The sequence below is a fragment of the Streptomyces sp. NPDC092952 genome (assembly GCF_044754785.1).
GTDB lineage: Bacteria > Actinomycetota > Actinomycetes > Streptomycetales > Streptomycetaceae > Streptomyces.
In genome coordinates, this window is the sequence record NZ_JBIVPT010000008.1 from 191,041 (window position 1) to 212,813 (window position 21,773).

General features: G+C 72.6%; 22 protein-coding genes. 1 reads left to right on the plus strand and 21 read right to left on the minus strand.

Annotated elements, in window-relative coordinates; genetic code table 11:
• Window positions 1–68: 68 nt before the first annotated feature.
• From dprA to ACIQGQ_RS21290, 16 genes are all read right to left on the minus strand, one after another.
• Window positions 69–1,298, minus strand: coding sequence for a DNA-processing protein DprA (gene dprA / locus ACIQGQ_RS21215; protein ID WP_402398131.1), 1,230 nt, complete (start codon window positions 1,296–1,298; stop codon window positions 69–71).
• Entirely contained in the window at window positions 1,295–2,920 is a 1,626-nt protein-coding gene (locus ACIQGQ_RS21220) for a YifB family Mg chelatase-like AAA ATPase (RefSeq protein WP_402398133.1), read from the minus strand. The genes dprA and ACIQGQ_RS21220 overlap by 4 nt, the downstream gene beginning before the upstream one ends.
• Window position 2,921: 1 nt before the next feature.
• Window positions 2,922–3,281 carry a YraN family protein gene (locus tag ACIQGQ_RS21225; protein WP_366296011.1) on the minus strand — a complete coding sequence of 120 codons (360 nt, stop codon included), beginning with the start codon at window positions 3,279–3,281 and terminating at the stop codon, window positions 2,922–2,924.
• 127 nt (window positions 3,282–3,408) lie between these two features.
• A complete protein-coding gene (locus tag ACIQGQ_RS21230; protein WP_003965949.1) occupies window positions 3,409–3,717 on the minus strand; it encodes a DUF2469 domain-containing protein in 309 nt (102 codons plus the stop codon).
• A 55-nt stretch (window positions 3,718–3,772) separates the two neighbouring features.
• Complete coding sequence (locus ACIQGQ_RS21235; protein ID WP_352276331.1) at window positions 3,773–4,261, minus strand: NUDIX hydrolase; 489 nt, start codon at window positions 4,259–4,261, stop codon at window positions 3,773–3,775.
• Complete coding sequence (gene lepB / locus ACIQGQ_RS21240; RefSeq protein WP_402398136.1) at window positions 4,251–5,000, minus strand: signal peptidase I; 750 nt, start codon at window positions 4,998–5,000, stop codon at window positions 4,251–4,253. Before lepB (ACIQGQ_RS21240) ends, ACIQGQ_RS21235 begins: the two co-directional genes overlap by 11 nt.
• Before the next feature lie 43 nt (window positions 5,001–5,043).
• The gene (gene lepB / locus ACIQGQ_RS21245) at window positions 5,044–5,958 is read right to left on the minus strand and encodes a signal peptidase I (RefSeq protein ID WP_402398306.1); all 915 of its coding nucleotides are present in this window, start codon (window positions 5,956–5,958) and stop codon (window positions 5,044–5,046) included.
• 319 nt (window positions 5,959–6,277) lie between these two features.
• On the minus strand, window positions 6,278–7,192 hold the full coding sequence (gene lepB, locus ACIQGQ_RS21250) for a signal peptidase I (RefSeq protein WP_402398307.1): 915 nt from the start codon (window positions 7,190–7,192) through the stop codon (window positions 6,278–6,280).
• Complete coding sequence (gene lepB, locus ACIQGQ_RS21255; protein ID WP_402398138.1) at window positions 7,086–8,153, minus strand: signal peptidase I; 1,068 nt, start codon at window positions 8,151–8,153, stop codon at window positions 7,086–7,088. The genes lepB (ACIQGQ_RS21250) and lepB (ACIQGQ_RS21255) overlap by 107 nt, the downstream gene beginning before the upstream one ends.
• Complete coding sequence (gene lepB / locus ACIQGQ_RS21260) at window positions 8,146–8,889, minus strand: signal peptidase I (protein WP_402398140.1); 744 nt, start codon at window positions 8,887–8,889, stop codon at window positions 8,146–8,148. The genes lepB (ACIQGQ_RS21255) and lepB (ACIQGQ_RS21260) overlap by 8 nt, the downstream gene beginning before the upstream one ends.
• 45 nt (window positions 8,890–8,934) lie before the next feature.
• Entirely contained in the window at window positions 8,935–9,285 is a 351-nt protein-coding gene (gene rplS / locus ACIQGQ_RS21265; RefSeq protein WP_402398142.1) for a 50S ribosomal protein L19, read from the minus strand.
• 161 nt (window positions 9,286–9,446) lie between these two features.
• Window positions 9,447–10,268 (minus strand): tRNA (guanosine(37)-N1)-methyltransferase TrmD, encoded by an 822-nt coding sequence (gene trmD, locus ACIQGQ_RS21270; protein WP_402398144.1) that lies wholly within the window; start codon window positions 10,266–10,268, stop codon window positions 9,447–9,449.
• Complete coding sequence (gene rimM / locus ACIQGQ_RS21275; RefSeq protein WP_402398145.1) at window positions 10,268–10,846, minus strand: ribosome maturation factor RimM; 579 nt, start codon at window positions 10,844–10,846, stop codon at window positions 10,268–10,270. The genes trmD and rimM overlap by 1 nt, the downstream gene beginning before the upstream one ends.
• A gap of 79 nt (window positions 10,847–10,925) precedes the next feature.
• Window positions 10,926–11,165 (minus strand): RNA-binding protein, encoded by a 240-nt coding sequence (locus ACIQGQ_RS21280; RefSeq protein WP_005311361.1) that lies wholly within the window; start codon window positions 11,163–11,165, stop codon window positions 10,926–10,928.
• A 2-nt stretch (window positions 11,166–11,167) separates the two neighbouring features.
• Complete coding sequence (gene rpsP, locus ACIQGQ_RS21285; RefSeq protein ID WP_352276318.1) at window positions 11,168–11,596, minus strand: 30S ribosomal protein S16; 429 nt, start codon at window positions 11,594–11,596, stop codon at window positions 11,168–11,170.
• A 157-nt stretch (window positions 11,597–11,753) separates the two neighbouring features.
• Window positions 11,754–12,347: a hypothetical protein gene (locus ACIQGQ_RS21290; RefSeq protein ID WP_352276316.1), complete on the minus strand. Its 594-nt coding sequence runs from the start codon at window positions 12,345–12,347 to the stop codon at window positions 11,754–11,756.
• A 483-nt stretch (window positions 12,348–12,830) separates the two neighbouring features.
• Between ACIQGQ_RS21290 and ACIQGQ_RS21295 the strand changes: the two genes are divergently transcribed.
• Window positions 12,831–13,628, plus strand: coding sequence for an SAM-dependent methyltransferase (locus tag ACIQGQ_RS21295; protein WP_402398148.1), 798 nt, complete (start codon window positions 12,831–12,833; stop codon window positions 13,626–13,628).
• A 27-nt stretch (window positions 13,629–13,655) separates the two neighbouring features.
• On the opposite strand, the gene ftsH is transcribed toward ACIQGQ_RS21295, so the two are convergent.
• The 5 genes from ftsH to ACIQGQ_RS21320 all read right to left on the minus strand — a co-directional run bounded on the left by ftsH (window position 13,656) and on the right by ACIQGQ_RS21320 (window position 21,688).
• Complete coding sequence (ftsH, locus tag ACIQGQ_RS21300; RefSeq protein WP_402398150.1) at window positions 13,656–15,569, minus strand: ATP-dependent zinc metalloprotease FtsH; 1,914 nt, start codon at window positions 15,567–15,569, stop codon at window positions 13,656–13,658.
• Between the two features lie 193 nt (window positions 15,570–15,762).
• Window positions 15,763–17,310, minus strand: a complete 1,548-nt coding sequence (gene ffh / locus ACIQGQ_RS21305) for a signal recognition particle protein (RefSeq protein ID WP_402398152.1) — start codon at window positions 17,308–17,310, stop codon at window positions 15,763–15,765.
• A 107-nt stretch (window positions 17,311–17,417) separates the two neighbouring features.
• The gene (locus tag ACIQGQ_RS21310; RefSeq protein ID WP_402398154.1) at window positions 17,418–19,874 is read right to left on the minus strand and encodes a [protein-PII] uridylyltransferase; all 2,457 of its coding nucleotides are present in this window, start codon (window positions 19,872–19,874) and stop codon (window positions 17,418–17,420) included.
• Window positions 19,875–19,997: 123 nt separating this feature from the next.
• On the minus strand, window positions 19,998–20,336 hold the full coding sequence (locus ACIQGQ_RS21315; protein ID WP_366296029.1) for a P-II family nitrogen regulator: 339 nt from the start codon (window positions 20,334–20,336) through the stop codon (window positions 19,998–20,000).
• Window positions 20,333–21,688, minus strand: coding sequence for an ammonium transporter (locus ACIQGQ_RS21320; RefSeq protein WP_402398156.1), 1,356 nt, complete (start codon window positions 21,686–21,688; stop codon window positions 20,333–20,335). Before ACIQGQ_RS21320 ends, ACIQGQ_RS21315 begins: the two co-directional genes overlap by 4 nt.
• Window positions 21,689–21,773 lie beyond the last annotated feature (85 nt).

The following is a 21,773-nucleotide window of genomic DNA, read 5'->3' on the forward strand; positions in this document are numbered from 1 at the left end:
GCCCCGGAGGCGTCTCCGAGGGATCCACCGAAGTCATCGGCATCACCTTTTCACCCGAATGCCCCAGGTCAAGTACCGCCCCGCCGCGCGTCGTCACGGCGAGTCGCCGGCGGCGCCAACCGCCATCCCTCGCCATCCCGTTCGACGAACCCCAGTGAGTGCAGTTCGTACAGTCGGCCGAGCGCCTCGTCGGCGCTGGTCCCGGCGGTGCGCGCCACCTCACGCCCGTCGGCGGCGCCCCGCCCCGGCAGCGCGTCCAGGACTCGGGCGGTGACCGGGTCCAGCAGGTCCCGGGGGTGTACGGGGCCGGTTCTGGCCGGTGCCAGCTCCCCCATGTCCCCGACCAGTTCGACGATTTCCGAGGCATCGGTCACCAGGACCGCCTCGCCGCGCAGCAGCTCGTGGACTCCCGCCGAGAGTCCGCTGGTCGCGGGGCCGGGCACCCCCATCGACAGGCGGCCGAGCCGTTGTGCGCAGCGGGCGGTGACCAGCGAACCGCTGCGGTACTCCGCCTCGACGACGACCGTGCCGCGCGTCAACGCCGCGATGACCCGGTTGCGCTGGATGAATCTGCCGCGGGTCGGATGATCGGACGGGGGCAACTCTCCGATGACGAGCCCCTGTTCCGCGATACGCCCGATCAGTTCGGCGTGTCCCCGGGGGTAGGGGACGTCCACCCCGCAGGCCAGGACCGCCGCCGTCGCCCCGCCCACGGCGAGCGCGCCGCGGTGTGCCGCGCCGTCGACCCCGAACGCGGCTCCTGACACGACCACCCAGCCCAGCTCGGCGAGTCCCGCGCCGAGTCCGGCCGCCATGTGCGATCCGTAGGGCGTGCAGGCCCGTGCGCCGACCACGGCCACCGAGCGCAGTGCCCAGAGCCGCAGGTCGCGGGGGCCGCGCACCCACAGTCCGGTCGGCCGAACATCCCCGAGGTCGTCCAGCTGACTGGGCCACTCCCGGTCCCCGGGGCAGACGAACCGCCCGCCGAGGGCGGTGATCGCCGCGAGGTCCCGTTCCGGCTCGGCCCTCTCCGCCCGCAGCCGGTACCCGGCGAGCCGCTTCGGGGTCATGCCGCCGAGCCGTTCCGCCGCACCGTCCGTGCCGGTGAGACGCCGCACCAGTTCGACGGCACCGCACTCGCGCAGCCAGCGCCCGCCGCGCTCGTCCCCGGGTTCGACGATGCGGGTCAGGGCCGCCCGCGCCAACCTCTCCTCGCCGCTCACCGCCCCACCCGGTCCGACCTCCGCGCCCAGTCCCCGGCCGCCCTCCTCCGGGTCCTTCGCCACCGCCCGGTTCATGACGCTCCCGCGCCCGTCCGGGCGCCCCTCGGAACACCGGTGCGCAACTCCAGCGCCTGCGCGACGTCGGACGCCTCAGGGCGCTCGGCCCCGCGCAGGTCGGCGACGGTCCACGCCACCCTGAGCACCCGGTCCAGGCCCCGGGCGGTGAGCATGCCCCGGGCCAGGTCCCGCTCGGCCTCGGCGAGCGCGCCCGGAGCGGCGGCCAGGCCGGTCCGCAGCTCATGGCCGGACACCTCGCTGTTGGTCGACCGGCCCGTCCCCGCCAGCCGTTTCGCGGCCCGCGCCCTGGCCTCCCGCACCCGGGCCGCGACGAGGGCGGTCGACTCGCCCCTGCCGCCCTGGCCGATCAGGTCCTCACGCCGGACCGGGGCGACGGTGACCCGCAGATCCAGCCGGTCGAGCAGCGGCCCGGAGAGCCTCGACTGATAGCGCCTGACCGTGGCCGACGAGCATTCACAGCCCTCCCCGTTGAGGCGGTGCCGCCCGCACGGGCACGGGTTGGCGGCCAGCACCATCTGGAACCTGGCGGGCAGCCGCACCACCCCGGCGCTGCGCGCCACCACGACATGGCCCGACTCCAGGGGCTGGCGCAGCGCGTCCAGCACCCGGACCGAGAACTCCGGGGCCTCGTCCAGGAAGAGAACTCCGCGATGGGCCAACGAGACGGCGCCGGGCCTCGGCAGCCCGTTGCCCCCGCCGACCAGCGACTGCATGGTCGCCGAGTGGTGGGGCGCGCAGTAGGGCGGTCGGGCGACCAGGGGCTCGCCCGGCGGAAGGATGCCCGCCACCGAGTGGACCGCCGTCACCTCCAGGGACTCCTGCCTGGTCAGCGGGGGCAGGATCGCGGGCAGCCGCTCCGCCAGCATGGTCTTGCCCGCGCCCGGCGGCCCCGAGAGCAGCAGATGATGGCCCCCGGCCGCGGCGACCTCCAGGGCCATGCGGGCCAGCGGCTGCCCCGCCACGTCCGCCAGGTCCGGCGCGCTTCCCTCGCCGTGCCCGGCGTTGCGGGCGAGCCCGGTGCCGACGCCCTCGCCGGGCACCATCAGCCCGGCCAGCATGGTGTCGGGCCGCCCCTCCTCGTGGGGTTCCGGCTCGTCGGGGACGGGCTCCTCGCAGAGCACCGCGATCAGCTGCCGCAGGCTCCGTACCCCGAGGACGGAGACCCCGGGGACCAGCGCGGCCTCCCCCGCCGTCTGCTCGGGCACGACGACCTGCCGGTATCCGGCCTCCGCGGCGGCGAGCACGGCCGGGAGCACCCCGCGTACCGGCCTGACCCGCCCATCGAGTCCCAGCTCACCGATCATCACCACATCGGCGATCGACGCCGGGTCGATCCGCTCGGCCGCCCCGAGCACCGCGCAGGCGACGGCGAGGTCGAAGCCCGAACCGCTCTTGGGCACGGAGGCGGGCGACAGGCCCACCGTGAGCTTCTTCTGCGGCCACTCGGCCCCCGAGTTCGTCACCGCGGCCCTGACCCGGTCCCGGCTCTCCACCAGGCTCTTGTCCGGCAGGCCGACCAGGGTGAACGCCGCCACCCCCGCCTCCAGGTCCGCCTGGACCTCCACCACCACACCCTCGACGCCGACGAGCGCCACCGAACAGGCCCGTGCGAACCCCATCTCAGGCCACCCCCCGCGCATGCTCCGCGACGGGCGCCCCGCGCCTGGGCAGCACGACCCCGACCAGGTCGATCCGGACCCCGCCGGGCGGCGGGCCGCCGTGCCGGTCCAGCCAGATACCGGCCAGTCTCCGCAGCCGCTCCGCCTTCACCGGCGTGACGGCCGCCATCGGATGTTCGAACGCGCCCGCCCTGCGGGTCTTCACCTCGCAGAGAACGAGCGCGTCGCCGTCCATCGCGACGATGTCGACCTCACCGGCGCGACAGCGCCAGTTCCGTTCCAGTACGGACATGCCGGCCTCGGCCAGCAGCCGCGCCGCCAGATCCTCGCCGTACCGCCCGAGTGCCCCCCGTGCGTTCATTTCGGCACCACCTCCGGGACCGACTCTGACGCCTTCGGCCCCGGCTTGTGGATCTTGGTGGACAACTCCGGGACTGTGGACAACCCGGCCACCCGGAAGAGGGAATCAGCCCCTTCCTGAGGCGGGATCAGCCGCCCGGGAGCTCAAGATCGCTCTTGTTGAGCTCCTCGATGTTGACGTCCTTGAACGTCAGCACCCGTACCTGTTTGACGAACCGCGCGGGCCGGTACATGTCCCAGACCCAGGCGTCCGCCATCGACACCTCGAAGAACACCTCGCCCTGGACCGAATGCACCTGCATCTCGTAGTCGTTGGTGAGGTAGAAGCGCCGCTCGGTCTCGATCACGTATTTGAACAGACCGACGACGTCGCGGTACTCCCGGTAGAGCTTCAGCTCCATCTCGGTCTCGTACTTTTCGAGGTCCTCGGCGCTCATTGGCATGTTCCCCTTCAGCCGTGCGTCCCCCCATTGTGCGCCAGGCCCTCGGCCCCTAGGCGATTTCGGGGTCGAGAACCAGTGGCGTTCGCGGAGGACCCTCGTCGAGCAGCGTGCGCAGCAGCCCGGCGAGCCTGGTCGGGTACACCGTCTCACGCGCCGCCGACAGTTCGGCGGAGGTCCACCATCTCAGCCCCGAGACGCTGCGCCGCTCCAGCCCGGTCTGTCCGCTGGTGTCGGTGTCGGTCCGGTCCGTGCGCGCCAGGTAGTACCACTCGTCCTGCTCCCAGCGGCGGCCGTCGAACGGGAACGAGCACATCCGCCGCCAGAGCAGCGGGCCGAGCTCGACCGCGGTGATCCCGGTCTCCTCGGCGAGTTCGCGCAGGGCGGCCTGCTCCCGGGTCTCGTCGCCCTCCAGGCCTCCGCCGGGGGTGAACCACCAGTCGCGCCGCGGGTCGTCCGGTTCGAAGCCGTGCAGCAGCAGGATGCGGTCGTCGGGGTCGAGGAGCACCACGCGGGCGACCTTGCGCCGTTCAGTGCGCATCGGCGGGCCGCCTCTCCCGCCCGTTCCGCGCCGAGCGGGTGAGCAGCGTCTCGACCGGCCCGTACGCCGCGCCGCCCAGGATGAGCACCACGCCCACGACCACGGCCCAGAGCTGGGTCCGGAGCGGTCCGGGCGAGGAGACCCCGCCGGGAAGACCGGCGAAGGCGCTCGGCCGGTCCACCATGCCGTTCATCGGCCAGGCGATGGCGTCCACCCGGGCCCGCACCTCGGAGCGGGGGACCGAGCCCTTCCCCGCGTCCTCCAGGTGGACCCGGGAGTCCAGCGAGGCGGTGCGGTCGTCGCCCAGCAGGAAGAGCTGGCCCTCGGGCACCTCGGCCGTGAAGTCCTCGACCGAGGCCCGCTCCTTGTACCGCAGATACGGTTCTTCGAGCGGCCGGCCGTTGACCCGGAGCCGGCCGTCCTTGCCGCAGCAGGAGATCCGGTCGCCGCCGATCCCTACGACCCGCTTCACCATCGGCATGTCGCCCCAGGCCGGGTCGGTGAAGACCACCACGTCGCCGCGGCGCACCTCACCGCCGTCGATCCGTTCCGCGAGCACCCGGTCGCCCGCGTTCACGGTGGGGGTCATCGACTGGGTCGGCACCGTGTACGGCTCGTAGACCACGGCCCCCCAGGCGAACCCGCCCAGGAAGAGCACGCAGCCGACGGCCACCGCCAGACCCGACAGCACACCGCCGAGCCGGCTCCGGCCGTCGCCCGTACGTCCTTCACCGCTCATCCCGGCCTCCCCACCTCGGTGATCACCGATCCGAGTCGGCACCCTACCCGGCGGTACGCCCGCCGGTCAGCCTGCGGCGGCGCCACAGCACCAGCGGAAGCGCCCCGGCCAGGCCGATCGCACCGGGGGCCACGGCCGCGGCGGCGCTCAGCCCCGGCTGGTCGAAGGTGTCCGGGACGGGCAGCGTCGACCAGCGGTTGATCGGCCAGGCCACGACGACGGCGCGGCCGACGACCTCGTCGACGGGCACGAAGCCCTTGGTCTTCTCGTCGATGTGGTAGCGCGAGTCCCAGGAGTTCTGCCGGTGGTCGCCCATCACCCAGATCTTGCCGTCGGGCACCGTGAACGGTCCAAAGGGCTTGTCGTCGCAGGCCGAGTTGCCCGGGAAGATGTACGGCTCGTCGAGGGCCTTCCCGTTGACCTTGACCGGGCCCCCCTTCGCGCACTGCACGGTGTCGCCGCCGACCGCGATGACCCGCTTGATCAGGTCCTTCTCCTTGGCCGAGGGCATCAGGCCGATGAAGCTCAGCACGTCCTGCACCACGTTCGACTCGGGGGTCGGCTCGCCGGCCAGCCAGTTCTCCGGGTCGTGGAAGACGACGACCTCGCCGCGCTCGGGCTCCGAACCGAACCACGGCGTCAGCTTGTCCACCAGCACCCGGTCACCCCGCTGAAGGGTGTTCTGCATCGAATCCGAGGGAATCGAGAACGCCTGCACCAGGAACGTCTTGATCAACAACGCCAGGACCAGGGCGACCACGATGAGCAGCGGCAGCTCCTTCCAGAACGGCCGCTGCGGCTTCCTCGTCCCTTCGTCGTCGAGGTCCCCGTCCTCGGTCCGCCCCGCCCCGGGTGTGTCCGGGTCCGCCGCCCGCTCCGGCGGGCCGGGGACGGCGTCGGCGGGCGGGCCGGGCCTCTCCGCGGGCTCTCCATGTCCAGATCGTGCACCGGCAGCCACGTCACTCACATCCAGTCCTCACTCTGCGCCCCGCCTGCTCCGGGGCCCTGTCCGTTCAGGCCCACTGCCCCGAACAACGAACGGGAGTTCCGCAGTGCCGCTGCTCGTTCCCGGCCGCATCGCCGCGGGCGGGTTCCCGGAGTCCGGGGCCCACGCACGGCAACCGCCCTCCGGTTGTTCGGCGTACTCGCCGAACAACCGGAGGGCGGTTCATCCGTATCACCCGGTGCCCCGTTCCGGAGCACCGGTGTCCTTCATATCGCGGACTCGGGCCGTGGCACAGCCCGCCGGGTCCGCGGGACCGGCACGGCGCGACGGATCACGGCGTGCTGTCGGCCGGGGAGGTACGCCGGTCGGCCAGAACGGCCCGCCTGCGGCGCCACAGCACGAACGGCACGGCACCGGCGAGACCCAGCACCCCGGGAGCCGCTCCCAGCGCGGCGTTCAGCCCCGGCTGGTCGAAGGTCTTCGGGATGGGCAGCGTCGCCCAGCGGTCGATCGGCCAGGCCACGACGAAGGCCCGGCCGACGACCTCGTCGTTGGAGACCGTGCCGTTGCCCGGCAGTTCCTGGTGGTAGCGGGAGTCGCGGGAGTCCTGGCGGTGGTCGCCCATCACCCAGATCCGCCCCTCGGGCACCTTGATCGGGCCGAACGGATCGTCGTTGCAGGGCGTGTTCCCGGGGAAGATGAAGGACTTCTCGTCCAGGGCCTTGCCGTTGACCACGACGGGGCCGTTCTCCTTGCACTCCACCGTGTCGCCGCCGATCGCGATGACCCGCTTGATCAGGTCCTTCTCCTCGGCGGAGGGCATGAGACCGATGAAGCTGAGGAACTTCTGGACCGCGTTCGGGTGGACCTCGGGGGTGTCGTCCAGCCAGCCGCCCGGGTCGTGGAAGACGACGACCTCGCCGCGCTCGGGCTCCGAACCGAACCACGGCGTCAGCTTGTCCACCAGCACCCGGTCACCCCGCTGAAGGGTGTTCTGCATCGAATCCGAGGGAATCGAGAACGCCTGCACCAGGAACGTCTTGATCAGCAACGCGAGAACGAGCGCGATGACGACGAGCAGGGGCAGCTCCTTCCAGAAGGAGCGCGGCTTCTTCACCGCCCCGCCGCCGTCCGGAGTCTCACCGTCGCTCCTCGCGTGACCCGCCGCCCCGGCGGACTCGGCGTTGCCCGAACGGCCCGGCCGGTCCTCGGGTTCCTCGTGTCCGGATCGTGCGCCGACGGCCAAATCCCCCACATCCACTCCTTACTCCGTGCCACCGCCTGCTCCCTAGCCGGTGCAGGCCCACCACTCCCATAACGAGCGGAAGTTCCGCAGGGCTCGGGAGAGGAGCCAATCCGTTGAGATCGGGGGACGCCACCGTATGCGACGGGACCGGTGCGCCGGTCGTTCCGGCGCGTGCCCGCGGAACCTGTGAGAAGGTCTCCGGTTCGTCCAGTTCTCGCCAGTGGCCGACCGGCCAGGCGATCACCATGGCACGCCCCACGACCTGCTCCTCGGAGACCGTGCCGTGTCCCGGGTCGTCCAGGTGGTAGCGGGAATCGGCCGAATCGGATCGGTGGTCGCCCATCACGAAGATCCGGCCCTCCGGAACCTTTACCTCGAATTTGATGAGGGAGGGCGGATTCCCCGGGTAGAGGTAGGGCTCGTCCAGCGGTACGCCGTTGACGGTGATCCGGCCGTCCTTGCCGCAGCACTTCACCGTGTCGCCGCCGACCCCGACGACCCGCTTGATCAGATCCTGCTCGTCGTCCGAGGGCAGCAGCCCGATGAAGGTCAGGGCCTCCTTGACCTGCTTCACGACGACCGGCGACTCCTTCTTGGCGCCGCTCTCCTTCCTCAGCCAGCCCCCGGGGTCGCGGAAGACGACGACGTCGCCGCGCTCGGGCCGGGAGCCGAACCAGGGCGTCAGCTTGTCCACCAGCACCCGGTCGCCGATCTTGATGGTCTGCTCCATCGATCCCGAGGGGATCACGAACGCCTGCACCAGGAAGGTCTTGAGGACGAGCGCGATCAGCACCGCCACCAGGATGAGCAGCGGGATCTCCCGGGCGGCGGAGCCCCGCCGCCGCCATTTGACCCGGCGCGCCAGCTTCCGCCGCTCCACCCTGGTACGTGGGGTGCGCGCGGCCGGGGGTCCGTCGTCCTCCGGGCCGTCCCCGCTCCGGCCGCGGCCGCGGCTACCCACGGCCCCCGCCCGGCAGCGAGCCCAGCCGGCCGAGCGGCCAGCCGATCCAGTCCACCCGGCCGATCACCTTCTCGACCGGGACCATGCCGCCGCCCGGTTCCCCGAGGTGGTCGCGGGAGTCACGGGAGTTGCTGCGGTGGTCGCCCATCATCCACAGGGTGCCGTCGGGGACGACGATGTCGAAGCGCACCCGGGAAGCCGCGTCCCCCGGGTACAGGTAGTCCTCGGTGACCGGCCGGCCGTTCACCTCGATGCGACCCTTCCCGTCGCAGCAGACCACCCGGTCGCCGCCCACGCCCACCACGCGTTTCACGTAGTCGGTCTCGTCGGGCTCGGCCAGCCCGAGGGAGGCGGCCGCCGAGTGCACCAGGGCGGCGACGGGGCTCTCCTCCGGGGGCTCCTGCACGAACGATCCGGTGCCGTCGAAGACCACCACGTCACCGCGGTGCGGCCCGGAGCCGGAACGGTACGCCAGCTTGTTGACCAGCACCCGGTCCCCCACCTCCAGCGTCGGTTCCATCGAGCCGCTGGGGATCTGATACGGCTGCACCACGTAATTGCTCAGGAGCAGTACGAAGACCGCGCAGACGGCCCCGAGGAGCGCGGTCCGTCGCCAGGTCCAGTTCGTCGGACCGTCGGGCCGGTCCGGAATACGCAAGGAGCGCGACCTCTCCCCCGGCACCGTCGTGGGTGCGGAGGAGGGATCGCGCTCCGAGAGCTCAGCTTCCGTGTCCATCGGGGCCAGAGCCTATCCGGCCATCCTGTGGACCAGGGAGGCAGCTCAGTTGTCGCGCTTCTCCTTGATCTTCGCGGCCTTGCCGCGCAGCTCACGGAGGTAGTACAGCTTGGCGCGACGGACGTCACCGCGGGTGACGAGCTCGATCTTCTCGAAGATCGGGCTGTGCACCGGGAAGGTGCGCTCGACGCCGACGCTGAAGGAGACCTTGCGGACCGTGAAGGTCTCGCTGACGCCCGCGCCCTGGCGGCGGATGACTACGCCCTTGAACTGCTGGATACGGGAGCGGTTGCCCTCGATCACGCGGACGTGGACGTTGACGGTGTCACCGGGGCGGAACGACGGGACGTCGGTACGCAGCGACGAGGCATTGACGTCGTCGAGCAGGGAAGCCATGTTGTCTGCTTTCTTCGCCGATGCCACAGGTCATCGACGGGAACTAGGGAGGAACGGAGGTGCTGATCGCGTCGGACGGGCGTCGGGACCATCCCCGCTCGCGTGGGGACGGTCGGGGTTCCCCCTGTGGCAGGGGCGCACGCCGGACGTACAGCAGCGGCCTATTCTTCCACGACCTCGGGCCTGCGCCAAAATCGGCCGTCCGGTGCGGGTGACCAGCCGAGGATCGAGAGCATCTCCCGGTCCTTCTTGTCGAAGCCCGCTGCGTCGCAGCGCTCGATCAGATCGGGCCGGTGGAGGGCGGTACGGCGGAACGCCTCGTCCCGCCGCCAGCGGGCGATCCTCCCGTGGTGGCCGCTGAGCAGCACCTCGGGGATGGACCGGCCGCGCCACTCGGGCGGCTTGGTGTAGACCGGCCCCTCCAGCAGGTTGGCCATGGCGCCGGGGGCGAAGGAGTCGTCCCGGTGCGATTCGGCATTGCCGAGCACGCCGGGCAGCAGCCGGGCCACCGCCTCGGTGACGACCAGGACCGCGGCCTCCCCGCCAGCCAGCACGTAGTCGCCGATGGACACCTCGACGACCGGCATCCGGGTGGCGTACTCCTCCGTCACCCGGCGGTCGATGCCCTCGTAGCGGGCCGGGGTGAAGATCAGCCACGGGCGCTCGGAGAGCTCGACGGCGAGTTCCTGGGTGAAGGGGCGGCCGCTGGGCGTGGGCACCACCAGTACCGGGGAGTGCGCCCCGGCCTCGTACCCGTCGGCCAGCACGTCGTCCAGCGCCTCGCCCCAGGGCTCGGTCTTCATGACCATGCCGGGTCCGCCGCCGGCCGGGGTGTCGTCGACCGTGTGGTGCCGGTCGTGGGTCCAGGAGCGCAGGTCGTGCACGTGGACGCCGAGGCGGCCGCTCGCGCGGGCCTTGCCGACCAGGGAGACGTTCAGCGGGTCCAGGTACTCCGGGAAGATCGTGACGACGTCGAGCCGCATCAGCGGTCCTCACCCTCGGCCGGGGCGCCGTCGCCCGCCTCGTCCCGGGCGGAGGCGATCACGGCCTGGTCGGCGTCGATCAGGCCGGGCGGCGGATCGATCACCGCGCGCTGCTCGTCCAGGTCGATCTCGGTGACGATCTCCTCGACGAACGGGATCATCACCTCGCTGCCGTCCGGCCGCTCGACGATGAAGAGGTCCTGCGACGGCAGGTGCGTGATCTCGGTGATCCGCCCGATCTCGGTGCCGTCGGCGAGGACCACGTCGAGGTCCATGAGCTGGTGGTCGTAGAACTCCTCCGGGTCCTCCGGGAGCTCGGTCGGGTCGACCTCGGCGATCAGGAGCGTGTTGCGCAGGGCCTCGGCGGCCGTACGGTCGCGCACGCCCTCGAAACGCAGCAGCAGCCGCCCGCTGTGCACCCGGCCGGTCTCGATCGTCAGCGGTCCGGTGCCCGCCGGTTCGGTGGCGAGCACGGCCCCGGGGGCGAGCCGCAGCTCCGGCTCGTCCGTACGGACCTCGACGGTGACCTCGCCCTTGATGCCATGGGCACGGCCGATCCGCGCGACTACCAACTGCACCTTGTGTCTCTCCTGTCATACGACGACGGGCCGGGGCGGGCGCATGGCCCTCCCCGGCCCGTGCCGGTGTTCAACTCAGTCAGCGAACCTGGTCCACATCGACGAGGTCGACGCGGATGCCACGGCCGCCGATGGCGCCCACGACGGTACGCAGCGCGCGGGCGGTGCGGCCGTTACGGCCGATCACCTTGCCGAGGTCGTCGGGGTGGACCCGGACCTCCAGCACGCGACCGCGGCGCAGGTTGCGCGAGGCGACCTGCACATCGTCGGGGTTGTCGACAATGCCTTTCACGAGGTGCTCGAGAGCCTCCTCGAGCATGCTCAGGCCTCGGTCGACTCGGCCGCGTCGGCAGCCTCGTCAGCCTTCTTGTCGGACTTCTTCGCCTTCTGCGTGATGGCCTCGCCCTTGGCCTCCTCGCCGTCGCCCAGGCTCTCGAAGAGGGCCCGCTTGTCGGCCTTCGGCTCGGGCTGCAGCAGCGGCGCGGGGGCCGGGAGGCCCTTGTGGGCCTGCCAGTCACCGGTGAGCTTCAGGATCGCGAGGACCGGCTCGGTCGGCTGGGCACCGACGGACAGCCAGTACTGCGCACGCTCCGAGTTGACCTCGATGCGCGAGGGGTTCTGCACCGGGTGGTACAGGCCGATCTCCTCGATGGCCCGGCCGTCACGGCGGGTACGGGAGTCGGCGACGACGATGCGGTAGTGAGGCGAACGGATCTTGCCCAGACGCTTCAGCTTGATCTTGACTGCCACGGGAGTGGTGTCTCCTGGTCTATGACGTGGTTGGGCACAACGAAGATGCCACGTGGGGTTGCGGTACTCGGGTGCCCGATGGACGCGTCAGCCGGAGGAGAGAGGGGTCCTGTGCGACTGTCGAGTACAGCTAGCCATTGTGCCACACCGCATCGGGTCACCCCACCGCGACCGCGGCTTCCGGGATCCGGAAGGGCTTCCCGCACCCTCCGCAGACGATCGGCGCCTGCGCCAGGACCGACGGGACGACCCGGACGTTGCGTCCGCAGTCGCACACGGCCTTGACCCGGACGCCCCCGCCGGAGGAGCCGTGCCGGGCGGCCGGCCCGCGGAAGGAGCGCTTGGTGTCGGCGGCGGTGGCGACCGTGTGCGCCTTGAGGGCGCGCTGCAGCCGCTCGATCGTCGGGCGGTACCGGCGCTTGGCCTCGGGGTTCAGGGCGACCAGCGAGAAGCCGCTGCTGGGGTGGGGCTCCTCGACGTGGTCGAGGCCCAGCTCCTCGGCGATCGCGAGGAATCTGCGGTTGTGGTAGCGGCCCGCGCGCGAGGTGTCGCGGACGCCTCGCGCGGCGGCGATGCCATGGACTGCCTCGTGGAGCAGTCGTTCGAAGGAGAGCTCGGCGCCACAGGCGGACGAGGATTCTCCGATCAGGGACTCGGGCGCGGCCAGATCAGGCAGCTCGGGGTGGTACCGCTGAATGTCGGCCCACGCCTGTGCCAGCTCTGCGGCAAGTACAGGTGGTGTCGTGCTCACGTCGTGACCAACGAGCACGAGTGCCCCGGTGTTCCGATTCCGGGCCATCCCAAATAATTTGCACGTACCAGTCAGTTGCTCTGTGATGCGTCCCGACGAGGGCGGGTGCGCAGAACTGCGGAGAAGCCGCGCAGCTCGCCTCAAGGTGGTACGTAGCGCGCGTACGCCGGACGCGCGGATCCGGACGGTGCGGCGGGGGCGGGCGGCTTGTCGCGGCGGGCCCGGCGCCGGTGGGCGCGTGCCACCGGGGGCGACGATACCGGGCGCGCGGTATGGACCTGACACCGGCCCGCGCCGCCGTCACCGGGGCGCCGGGCGCTCGACGTGCCCGGTCCGGCGTGTCGGGTGAGACTGAGGCGAGGCGCGGGGCGTGCGTCGCGGGCGGGGGCGACACGCGCGCGGGGGAGATCACGTGCCCGGAGCACGTACTCGGGGAGTACCGATCGGACCACGGCCGGGAACCGGCGGATTGGGGCGCTTTCCATGACACGTACGCTCGTCCGGCACCGCAGCCGCACGGAGGCACCCGCACGACACCCGGGGCCGGGCGGCCGCGCCCGGGACGGGAAGCGGGACCACGGTCCGGATCAGGGCCGGGAACGGGAGGACCGGGACCGGGAACCCGACCGGGACGGACTCCAGGAGCGGATGCTCACGCCGCTGTACGAAGCGGTGTACGAGCGCCTCGACGTGGGCACCGGCACCCGGCTGCTCTCCCTCGGCCGCGCGACGGGCCCGGCGCTGCTGCTGGCGGCCGCGCGCGGGGCGCGGGTCACCGGCGTGGACGGCGATCCGGAGCGGCTGGCGCTGGCCCGGCCGCCCGACGGGGTGCCGTACGACCTGATCACCGCGTTCGCCCCGGCCGGCTGTGCCTCCGAGGGCGCCGCGGAGCTGGTGGCCGCGGTGCGGTCGGCGACGGGGCTGGCCGCGCGGGGCGGCACGGTGGTGCTCACCGGCTGGGGTCCGCCGGAGCGGTGTGCGGCGGCGCCCGTGCTGCGGGTGGCGGGGCGGCTCTCGGGACGGGACGACCTGGAGGAGCTGGCCGTGCGGGCCGGGCTGAATCCGAACGGTTCGGGCCGGGTGGCCTGCCCGTTCGCCTATCCGGACCTGGGAAGTGCGGTGCGGGCGCTGACCTGCACCGGGCTGCTGGACGCGGCGGTGCGGGCGACGGGCCGGGCGCGGGTGGAGCGGGAGGCCGCGCGGGCGCTGCGGCCGCACCGGCGCGGGGACGGCACGGTGTGGCTGCCGAACGTCTTCCGCTATCTGGTGTGCACCGTCTGAGGCCCGCGCGGACCGCGCGGGCCTCCGTCACTTGGTCAGCCGGGTGATCCCGGCCGCCCGGTACGCCGCGTCCTCGTCGAGCGTCTCGTGCTCCAGCAGCGCGGCGGAGAGGGCGTCCAGCCGCTCGCGGTTCTCCCGCAGGAGCCGGCAGGCCACCTCGTAGCACTCGTCGACGATCCGACGCATCTCGCCGTCGACCGCGTCGAGGGTGGCGGGCGCCGCCGACAGGCCGTACGCCTGCTGGGCGTCGGCCGGGATCGCCGTCAGCCTGCCCACCTTCTGGCTCATGCCCCAGCGGCCGACCATCCCCCGGGCCAGGTTGGTGACCTGCTCCAGATCGCTCTCGGCGCCGGTGGTGATCACTCCGAAGACCACCTGCTCGGCCGCCATGCCGCCGAGCGCCCCGACGATCCGGCCGCGCAGGTACTCCTCGGTGTAGGCGTACTTGTCGGCGTCCGGGGTGGAGAGCGTGACGCCCAGCGCCCGGCCGCGCGGCACGATCGTCACCTTGCGGACCGGGTCGGCGCCTGGCTGGACCATGCCGAGCAGCGCGTGGCCGCTCTCGTGGTACGCCGTGCGGCGGCGCTCCTCGTCGGTCATGACCAGGGAGCGTTCGGCGCCGAGCTGGACCTTCTCCAGGGCGTCGGAGAAGTCGGGCTGGGTGACCTCGGACTGGCGTCGCTTGACCGCCAGCAGCGCGGCCTCGTTGGCCAGGTTGGCCAGGTCGGCGCCGGTCATCCCGGGGGTGGTCCCGGCGACCTGCGCCAGGTCGACGTCGGGGGCCAGCGGGATCTGCCGGGTGTGGATCTCCAGGATCGCCTCCCGGCCGCTCCGGTCCGGCGGGCTGACCTGCACGATCCGGTCGAAGCGGCCGGGCCGGGTGAGCGCCGGGTCGAGCACGTCCGCGCGGTTGGTGGCGGCGAGCACGACGACGCCCTCCGAGCCGGAGAAGCCGTCCATCTCGGTGAGGATCTGGTTGAGCGTCTGCTCGCGCTCGTCGTGGCCGCCCATGCCGGAGCCTGCGCTGCGGGCCCGGCCGATGGTGTCGATCTCGTCGATGAAGATGATGGCCGGGGCGACCTTGCGCGCCTCCGCGAAGAGTTCCCGGACCCGGCCGGCGCCGACGCCGACGATCATCTCGATGAACTCGGAGGCCGACGCCGAGAAGAACGGCACCCCCGCCTCGCCCGCGACGGCCCGCGCCAGCAGGGTCTTCCCGGTGCCGGGCGGCCCCGCGAGCAGCACCCCGCCGGGCATCCGGGCGCCCATGCGGCGGTAGGCCTGCGGATTCTTCAGGAAGTCCACGACGTCGTTGAGCTCGCCCTCGACCTCGTCGATCCCGGCCACGTCCTCGAAGGTGGTGCGCCTGGCGCCTTCCAGCTCGACGGGCTTGGGCGGGGGCTTGCGGCCGAAGCCGCCCATCCCGCCGCCCATGCCCCTGGCCATCCGCCGGGCGATGAACACCCAGAGCGCGATGAGGAGCAGCATGGGCGCGAGCGAGATCAGCAGGTTGGCGAGGAAGCTGCGCTGCTGGACGACGGGTTCGGCGGTGACGGTGACGTTGTCCTTGACCAGTTCGGCCCAGAGGTTGTCGTCCGCGAAGGCGGGGCGCTGGGTGACGAAGTTGGTGTACTTCTTGTCGCTCCCCGGGACCTTCGCCTCCTTCTTGAGCTGCCCCTCGATGGTGTCGCCCTTGGAGTAGATCTTCTCGACGTTGCCCGAGGTGACCTGCTTGCTGAACTCGGTGTACGAGACCGTCCGCTCCTCCTCCCCGTTGAAGAAGGAGAGCACCAGGTTGGCGACCAGGTAGACGGCGAGCGCGGTGAGCAGCAGCCCGCTCCAGCCGCCCGGCATCTTCCGGCCGGGCGACGGGGGCGGCGGGGCGCCCTCGGAGCGCCAGGGCTGGTCGGTCCGGTCGCGGGGAGGTACGGGGTTGGTCACGCGCGCTCCTCTGCCGACGGCCGTTAATGCGACATTAAGTGAGGAATGCGGGCAGAGCCCTCCCAAGGGGTGTCCCGCTGGGCTCTTGGAGGGACGGGGCGCGGGGCCGTACGCGCCGAGGGGGCGCCCGCCGTGGTGGCGGGCGCCCCCTCGGGACACCGTCGGGCCGTCACCGGCCCGGAGCACGGGCGGGTCAGCCCATGAACTTCTTAAACTCGTCCGGCAGCTCGAAGTTCTTGTCCTCCTGCGCGGGCAGTCCGAGGGCGCCGCCCTGCGCCGCCTGCGCCCGGCGGGCCGCCGCGGCCTGCTCCTCGGCCTTGCGCTTCATCGGGTTGCCGCTCTTGCGCTTGCCCTTGGCCTGCTTGACCTGCTTCTTCTGCCGGCCGGGGCCACCACCCATGCCCGGCATCCCGGGCATTCCCGGCATGCCGCCGCCCTGGGCCATCTTCGACATCATCTTGCGCGCGTCGAGGAACCGCTCGATCAGGTTCTTCACGGCGCTGACGTCGACACCGGAACCCTTGGCGATACGGGCCCGGCGCGATCCGTTGATGATCGTCGGCTCGGCGCGCTCCTTCGGGGTCATCGACTTGATGATCGCGGCGGTGCGGTCCACGTCGCGCTCGTCGATGTTGTTGATCTGGTCCTTGATCTGCCCCATGCCGGGCAGCATCCCGAGCAGCTTGGAGATGGAGCCCATCTTCCTGACCTGCTCCATCTGGGCCAGGAAGTCGTCGAGCGTGAAGTCCTTGCCCTTGCTGGACGCCAGCTTGGAGGCCATCTTGGCGGCCTCTTCCTGGCTGAAGGTCTTCTCCGCCTGCTCGATCAGGGTGAGCAGGTCACCCATGTCGAGGATGCGGGACGCCATGCGGTCGGGGTGGAAGGCGTCGAAGTCCTCGAGCTTCTCACCGTTCGACGCGAACATGATCTGCTTGCCCGTGACATGGGCGATCGACAGGGCCGCACCACCGCGGGCGTCGCCGTCGAGCTTGGAGAGCACCACGCCGTCGAAGCCGACGCCGTCACGGAAGGACTCCGCGGTGTTGACCGCGTCCTGACCGATCATCGCGTCGACGACGAAGAGGATCTCGTCCGGGCTGACGGCGTCGCGGATGTCCGCGGCCTGCTGCATCAGCTCCTGGTCGATGCCGAGGCGGCCGGCGGTGTCGACGATCACCACGTCGTACTGCTTGGACCGGGCGTGCTCGATCGAGTCCTTGGCGACCTGGACCGGGTCGCCGACGCCGTTGCCCGGCTCGGGGGCGTACACCGCGACACCGGCGCGGTCGGCGACGACGCTGAGCTGGTTGACGGCGTTGGGGCGCTGGAGGTCGCAGGCGACGAGCAGCGGGGAGTGGCCCTGGCCCTTCAGCCAGAGGCCGAGCTTTCCGGCGAGGGTGGTCTTACCGGCACCCTGGAGGCCGGCGAGCATGATGACGGTGGGCGGGTTCTTGGCGAACCGCAGCCGCCGGGTCTCGCCGCCGAGGATGCCGACGAGCTCCTCGTTGACGATCTTGACGACCTGCTGCGCGGGGTTCAGCGCCTGGGAGACCTCGGCACCGCGCGCCCGCTCCTTGACGCTGGCGATGAAGGCGCGGACGACCGGAAGCGCGACGTCCGCTTCGAGCAGGGCGATACGGATCTCGCGAGCCGTGGCGTCGATGTCCGCCTCGGACAAGCGGCCCTTGCCCCTGAGGTTCTTGAAAGTCGCGGCAAGGCGGTCGGAGAGAGTATCGAACACGGCGCTCGTCGGTCCTCAGGGTCGGGGGCAAAGTGGATTCGGTACCCCAGGGTATCCGGCCCGGCCGTGACGACGACCCCTGCCCGGGAATTCCGCGGCGCGGGCGCTCAGGCCCGCAGCGCGGCCTCCACCGCACCGGCCACCGCCGACGCCCGCTCCCCGGGCAGCGGCTTCCCGTCCGGGTCCGTGACGTAGAAGGCGTCCACCGCGTTGGCGCCCAGCGTCGACACGTGCGCGCTGCGCACCCGTACCCCGTGGCCTTCGAGCGCCCGGCCGATCCGGTGCAGCAGTCCCGGGGCGTCCTGGGCGCGCACTTCGATCACCGTCGCCCGCCGGGAGCCGCCCTCCGCGACGGCCACCCTCGGCGGCGGGGCCTGGGCGCCCCGGCGGGGCCGGGCGGCGGCCTCGCGTTCGGCGAGCCGGGCCGTGATGTCCAGGGTGCCGTCCAGCGCGCGGACCAGATCGGCGCGGAGCCGGTCGGCCCGGGGCAGCGGGCCGTACTCGGCCGCCACCCGCCAGCCGAGCAGCAGCACCTCCCCGAAGCCGCCGAGCCCGCCGGGGAGTTCCACGGCGCGCAGTTCGGCGGAGCGCACGGTGAGGCGGTGCAGGGCGAGGACGCCCGCCGCCGCGGGCAGCACCCCGGGCCGGTCGGGCAGCGCGATGTGGAGTTCGACGCCGACGGGCTCGGGGCCGTCCTCCGGTCCGGGGGGTCCGGTACGGGTGTGCAGGGCGAGGACCGGGCCGCCGGTGCGCAGGGCCTCGACGGCGAGGCGTTCCTGCTCCGCGCCGGGGGCGGCCGGTTCCGGCTCCTCGGGGGCGTGCCCGGCGAGCACGGCGGTGACGCGTTCCACCAGGTCGGCGACGAGCGCGGCGCGCCAGGCGGACCAGGCGGCGGGCCCGGTGGCGAGGGCGTCGGCCTCGGTGAGCGCGTGCAGCAGCTCCAGCGCGGTGACGCCGCCGACCGCGTCCGCGACGAGGCGGAGGGTCGCCGGGTCGTCCAGGTCGCGCCGGGTGGCGGTCTCGACGAGGAGCAGGTGGTGGCGGACGAGGGTGGCGACGAGGTCCGCGTCGTGCCGGTCGAAGCCGATCCGGACGGCGGTGTCCCGGGCGACGGCCGCACCGGCGACGGCGTGGTCGCCGGGCATCCCCTTGCCGATGTCGTGGAGGAGGGCCGCGACCAGGAGGAGGTCGGGGCGGTGGACGCGGCGGGTGAGGGCCGAGGCGCGTACGGCGGTCTCGACCAGGTGGCGGTCGACGGTCCAGGTGTGGACGGGGTTGCGCTGGGGCCGGCAGTGGACGTGCTCCCAGGCCGGGAGGGACCGGGTGATCAGCCCTTCGGCCTCCAGCGCCTCCCAGACCTGGACGGTGGCGGCGCCCGCGCCGAGCAGGGTGACGAGTTGTTCGCGGGCCTCGGCGGGCCAGGGCACCGGCAGCGGGTGCCCGGCGGTGGCGAGCCTGCGCACGGCGTGCCGGGAGAGCGGCAGCCCGGCCTGGGCGGCCGCGGCGGCGGCGCGCAGCGGGAGCACCGGGTCGTGTTCGGGGCGCGCGGTGCGGGCGAGGACCGCTTCGCCGCCGGTCTCGACGACGCCCTCGGCGAGCGGGGTGCGGGGCTCGGCGGTGGCCCGCCCGCCGCCCAGCACGCCGCGCAGCCGGGGCCGGGCGGACCGGGCGCGCAGCACCCGCCCGACCTCGCGCCAGGTGACGTCGGCGGCGTACGAGACGGTGCGGGCGGCCCCGTAGACCCGGCGGAGCAGGGCGTCCGCGTCGGGCAGGCCGAGTGCGGCGGCGACCTGGTCCTGTTCCTGGAGGGCGAGCCGGTCGGTGGCGCGGCCGGTGGTGAGGTGGAGGGCGTCGCGGGTGTCGAGCAGGACGCGGCGGGCGTCGGCGAGGCCCTCGCGGGGGGCGTCGGCGATCCAGGAGGCGGCGACGGCGCGCAGCGCGGTGGCGTCCCGGAGTCCGCCGCGGGCCTCCTTGAGGTCGGGTTCGAGGAGGAAGCGCAGCTCGCCCAGGCGTGCGGCGCGTTCGCGGCAGAGCGCGTCGAGGGCGGGGAGCCGACCGGGTGCCTGGGCGCGCCAGTCGGCGAGGACGGCGGTGCGCAGCGCGGCGGCGAGCCGGGCGTCCCCGGCGACGGGCCGGGCGTCGAGCAGTCCGAGCTGGACCCTGAGGTCGGCACCGGCCGCCCGGCGGGCCTCGGCGGGGGTGCGTACGGAGTGGTCGAGGGCGATGCCCAGGTCCCAGACCGGGTACCAGAGGTGGTCGGCGAGGGCGGCGACGGCGGCGGGACCGGCCTTGCCGTCGTGCAGGAGCAGCAGGTCGAGGTCGCTGCGCGGGGAGAGTTCGCCGCGTCCGTAGCCGCCGACGGCGACGAGGGCGGCGCCGTCGACGCCGGTGTGCCGGGCTGCGGCGGTGAACAGGGTGGTGAGCCAGTCGTCGGTGAGCGCGGCGAGGGCGGCGCGGCGCGGCGGCCCGGCCGGCCCGGTGCCCTGGAGGAGGCGCAGCCGGGCCGCCGGGTAGCCGCCGGGCTCAGGGTCCGCCGGTCCGGTGGTCGGTTCGGTGCTCGTCACCCGGCTGCCTTTCGTCTCGGGAATGCCGTACGGGGGCCGGCGGAGGAAGCCGGTCCGGGACGTACGGCCCGCGGGGCCCAGGGGGAGGCCGCCGCGGGCCGTACGGGTCCGGGCCGGCCCCGGTCAGAGGGCGTCCGGGCCGCGTTCGCCGGTCCGGACCCGGACGGCGGTCTCCACCGGCACGCTCCAGACCTTGCCGTCGCCGATCTTGCCGGTGCGGGCGGCCTCGACGACGACGTCGATGAGCTGTTCGGCGTCCGCGTCCTCGGCCAGGACCTCGATGCGGATCTTGGGGACGAGGTCGACGGTGTACTCGGCGCCCCGGTAGACCTCGGTGTGGCCGCGCTGGCGGCCGTATCCGCTCGCTTCGGTGACCGTGAGGCCCTGGACGCCGAAGGCCTGGAGGGCCTCCTTGATCGCGTCGAGGCGGTGGGGCTTCACGACCGCGGTGATGAGTCTCATGCGTCCACCTTCTCCGTCTTCGCCGCTGCGGTGGTGCCGGGGGCGGGGTCCGCCGTGGTGCGCGGGGCGGATCCGCCGCCCGCTCCGCTGTGGTCGTAGGCGGTCTCGGCGTGTTCGACCCGGTCGATGCCGGAGATCTCGTCGTCCTCGGTGACCCGCATGCCGATCGTCCGGTCCAGCAGGAAGGCGAGGGCCGCCGAGACGACCAGGGAGTACGCGAGGACGGCGAGGACGCCCACGGTCTGCTTGCCGAGCTGGTCGAGGCCGCCGCCGTAGAAGAGGCCCTTGGCGTCGGACTGGACCCCGCCGGTGGCGAGGAATCCGACGAGCAGGGAGCCGACGATCCCGCCGACCAGGTGGACGCCGACCACGTCCAGCGAGTCGTCGTAGCCGAAGCGGTACTTCAGGCCGACGGCCATGGCGCAGAGCACCCCGGCGACCGCTCCGACCGCGATCGCGCCGAGCGGGCTGACCGCGCCGCCGGACGGGGTGATCGCGACGAGCCCGGCAACCGCGCCGGAGGCCGCGCCGAGGGTGGTGAAGGAGCCGTGGCGGAGCTTCTCGTAGCCGAGCCAGGCGAGCATCGCGGCACCGGTGGCGACCTGGGTGTTGACGAACATCACCGCGCCGACGCCGTCGTCGTTGCCGAGCCAGGACCCGGCGTTGAAGCCGAACCAGCCGAACCAGAGCAGCCCGGCGCCGAGCATGACGAGCGGCAGGCTGTGCGGGCGCATCGGGTCCTTCTTGAAGCCGACCCGCTTGCCGATGACCAGGATCACGCCGAGCGCGGCGGCCCCGGCGTTGATGTGGACGGCCGTGCCGCCCGCGAAGTCGATGACGCCCATCTCGTACAGCCAGCCGCCCGTGCCCCAGACCCAGTGGGCGACGGGGAAGTAGACGACGGTGGCCCAGAGCGTGATGAACAGGGCCCAGGCGGTGAACTTCACCCGGTCGGCGAGGGCGCCGCTGATCAGGGCCGGGGTGAGTACGGCGAACATCAGCTGGAAGACGGCGAAGACGTAGACCGGGATGGTGTAGCCGTCCCAGAGCTGGGTGACGCCGATGCCGCTGAGCCCGAGGTAGTCGGAGCTCCAGCCGACGACGGAGCCGACGTCGGTGCCGAAGGCGAGGCCGAATCCGTAGAGCACCCACAGGACCGTGACGATCCCGAGGCTGATGAAGCTCATCATCAGCATGTTGAGGGTGCTCTTGACCCGGACCATGCCGCCGTAGAAGAAGGCCAGGGCGGGGGTCATGAGCATCACCAGGGCGGAGCAGATCAGCATGAACCCGGTGTTGGCGGCAGACAGCGTCGGGGTGTCTGCGGCAAGCGTCGTGATGCCTGGGGGCATCGGCGTCTCCTCGTCGTCGAAGCGGCCGCGTGCGGGCGGTGGGGAGCGGCACCACGTGCGGGACCACTGGGGAAGGGTGCGGGCC

What these genes read in the sequence shown, in the direction of transcription:
- dprA (WP_402398131.1), bottom strand. Translation starts at nt 1,298, where the DNA reads ATGAACCGGGCGGTGGCGAAGGACCCGGAGGAGGGCGGCCGGGGACTG.
- ACIQGQ_RS21220 (WP_402398133.1), bottom strand. Translation starts at nt 2,920, where the DNA reads ATGGGGTTCGCACGGGCCTGTTCGGTGGCGCTCGTCGGCGTCGAGGGT.
- ACIQGQ_RS21225 (WP_366296011.1), bottom strand. Translation starts at nt 3,281, where the DNA reads ATGAACGCACGGGGGGCACTCGGGCGGTACGGCGAGGATCTGGCGGCG.
- ACIQGQ_RS21230 (WP_003965949.1), bottom strand. Translation starts at nt 3,717, where the DNA reads ATGAGCGCCGAGGACCTCGAAAAGTACGAGACCGAGATGGAGCTGAAG.
- ACIQGQ_RS21235 (WP_352276331.1), bottom strand. Translation starts at nt 4,261, where the DNA reads ATGCGCACTGAACGGCGCAAGGTCGCCCGCGTGGTGCTCCTCGACCCC.
- lepB (WP_402398136.1), bottom strand. Translation starts at nt 5,000, where the DNA reads ATGAGCGGTGAAGGACGTACGGGCGACGGCCGGAGCCGGCTCGGCGGT.
- lepB (WP_402398140.1), bottom strand. Translation starts at nt 8,889, where the DNA reads ATGGACACGGAAGCTGAGCTCTCGGAGCGCGATCCCTCCTCCGCACCC.
- rplS (WP_402398142.1), bottom strand. Translation starts at nt 9,285, where the DNA reads ATGGCTTCCCTGCTCGACGACGTCAATGCCTCGTCGCTGCGTACCGAC.
- trmD (WP_402398144.1), bottom strand. Translation starts at nt 10,268, where the DNA reads ATGCGGCTCGACGTCGTCACGATCTTCCCGGAGTACCTGGACCCGCTG.
- ACIQGQ_RS21280 (WP_005311361.1), bottom strand. Translation starts at nt 11,165, where the DNA reads ATGCTCGAGGAGGCTCTCGAGCACCTCGTGAAAGGCATTGTCGACAAC.
- ACIQGQ_RS21295 (WP_402398148.1), top strand. Translation starts at nt 12,831, where the DNA reads ATGACACGTACGCTCGTCCGGCACCGCAGCCGCACGGAGGCACCCGCA.
- ACIQGQ_RS21315 (WP_366296029.1), bottom strand. Translation starts at nt 20,336, where the DNA reads ATGAGACTCATCACCGCGGTCGTGAAGCCCCACCGCCTCGACGCGATC.
- ACIQGQ_RS21320 (WP_402398156.1), bottom strand. Translation starts at nt 21,688, where the DNA reads ATGCCCCCAGGCATCACGACGCTTGCCGCAGACACCCCGACGCTGTCT.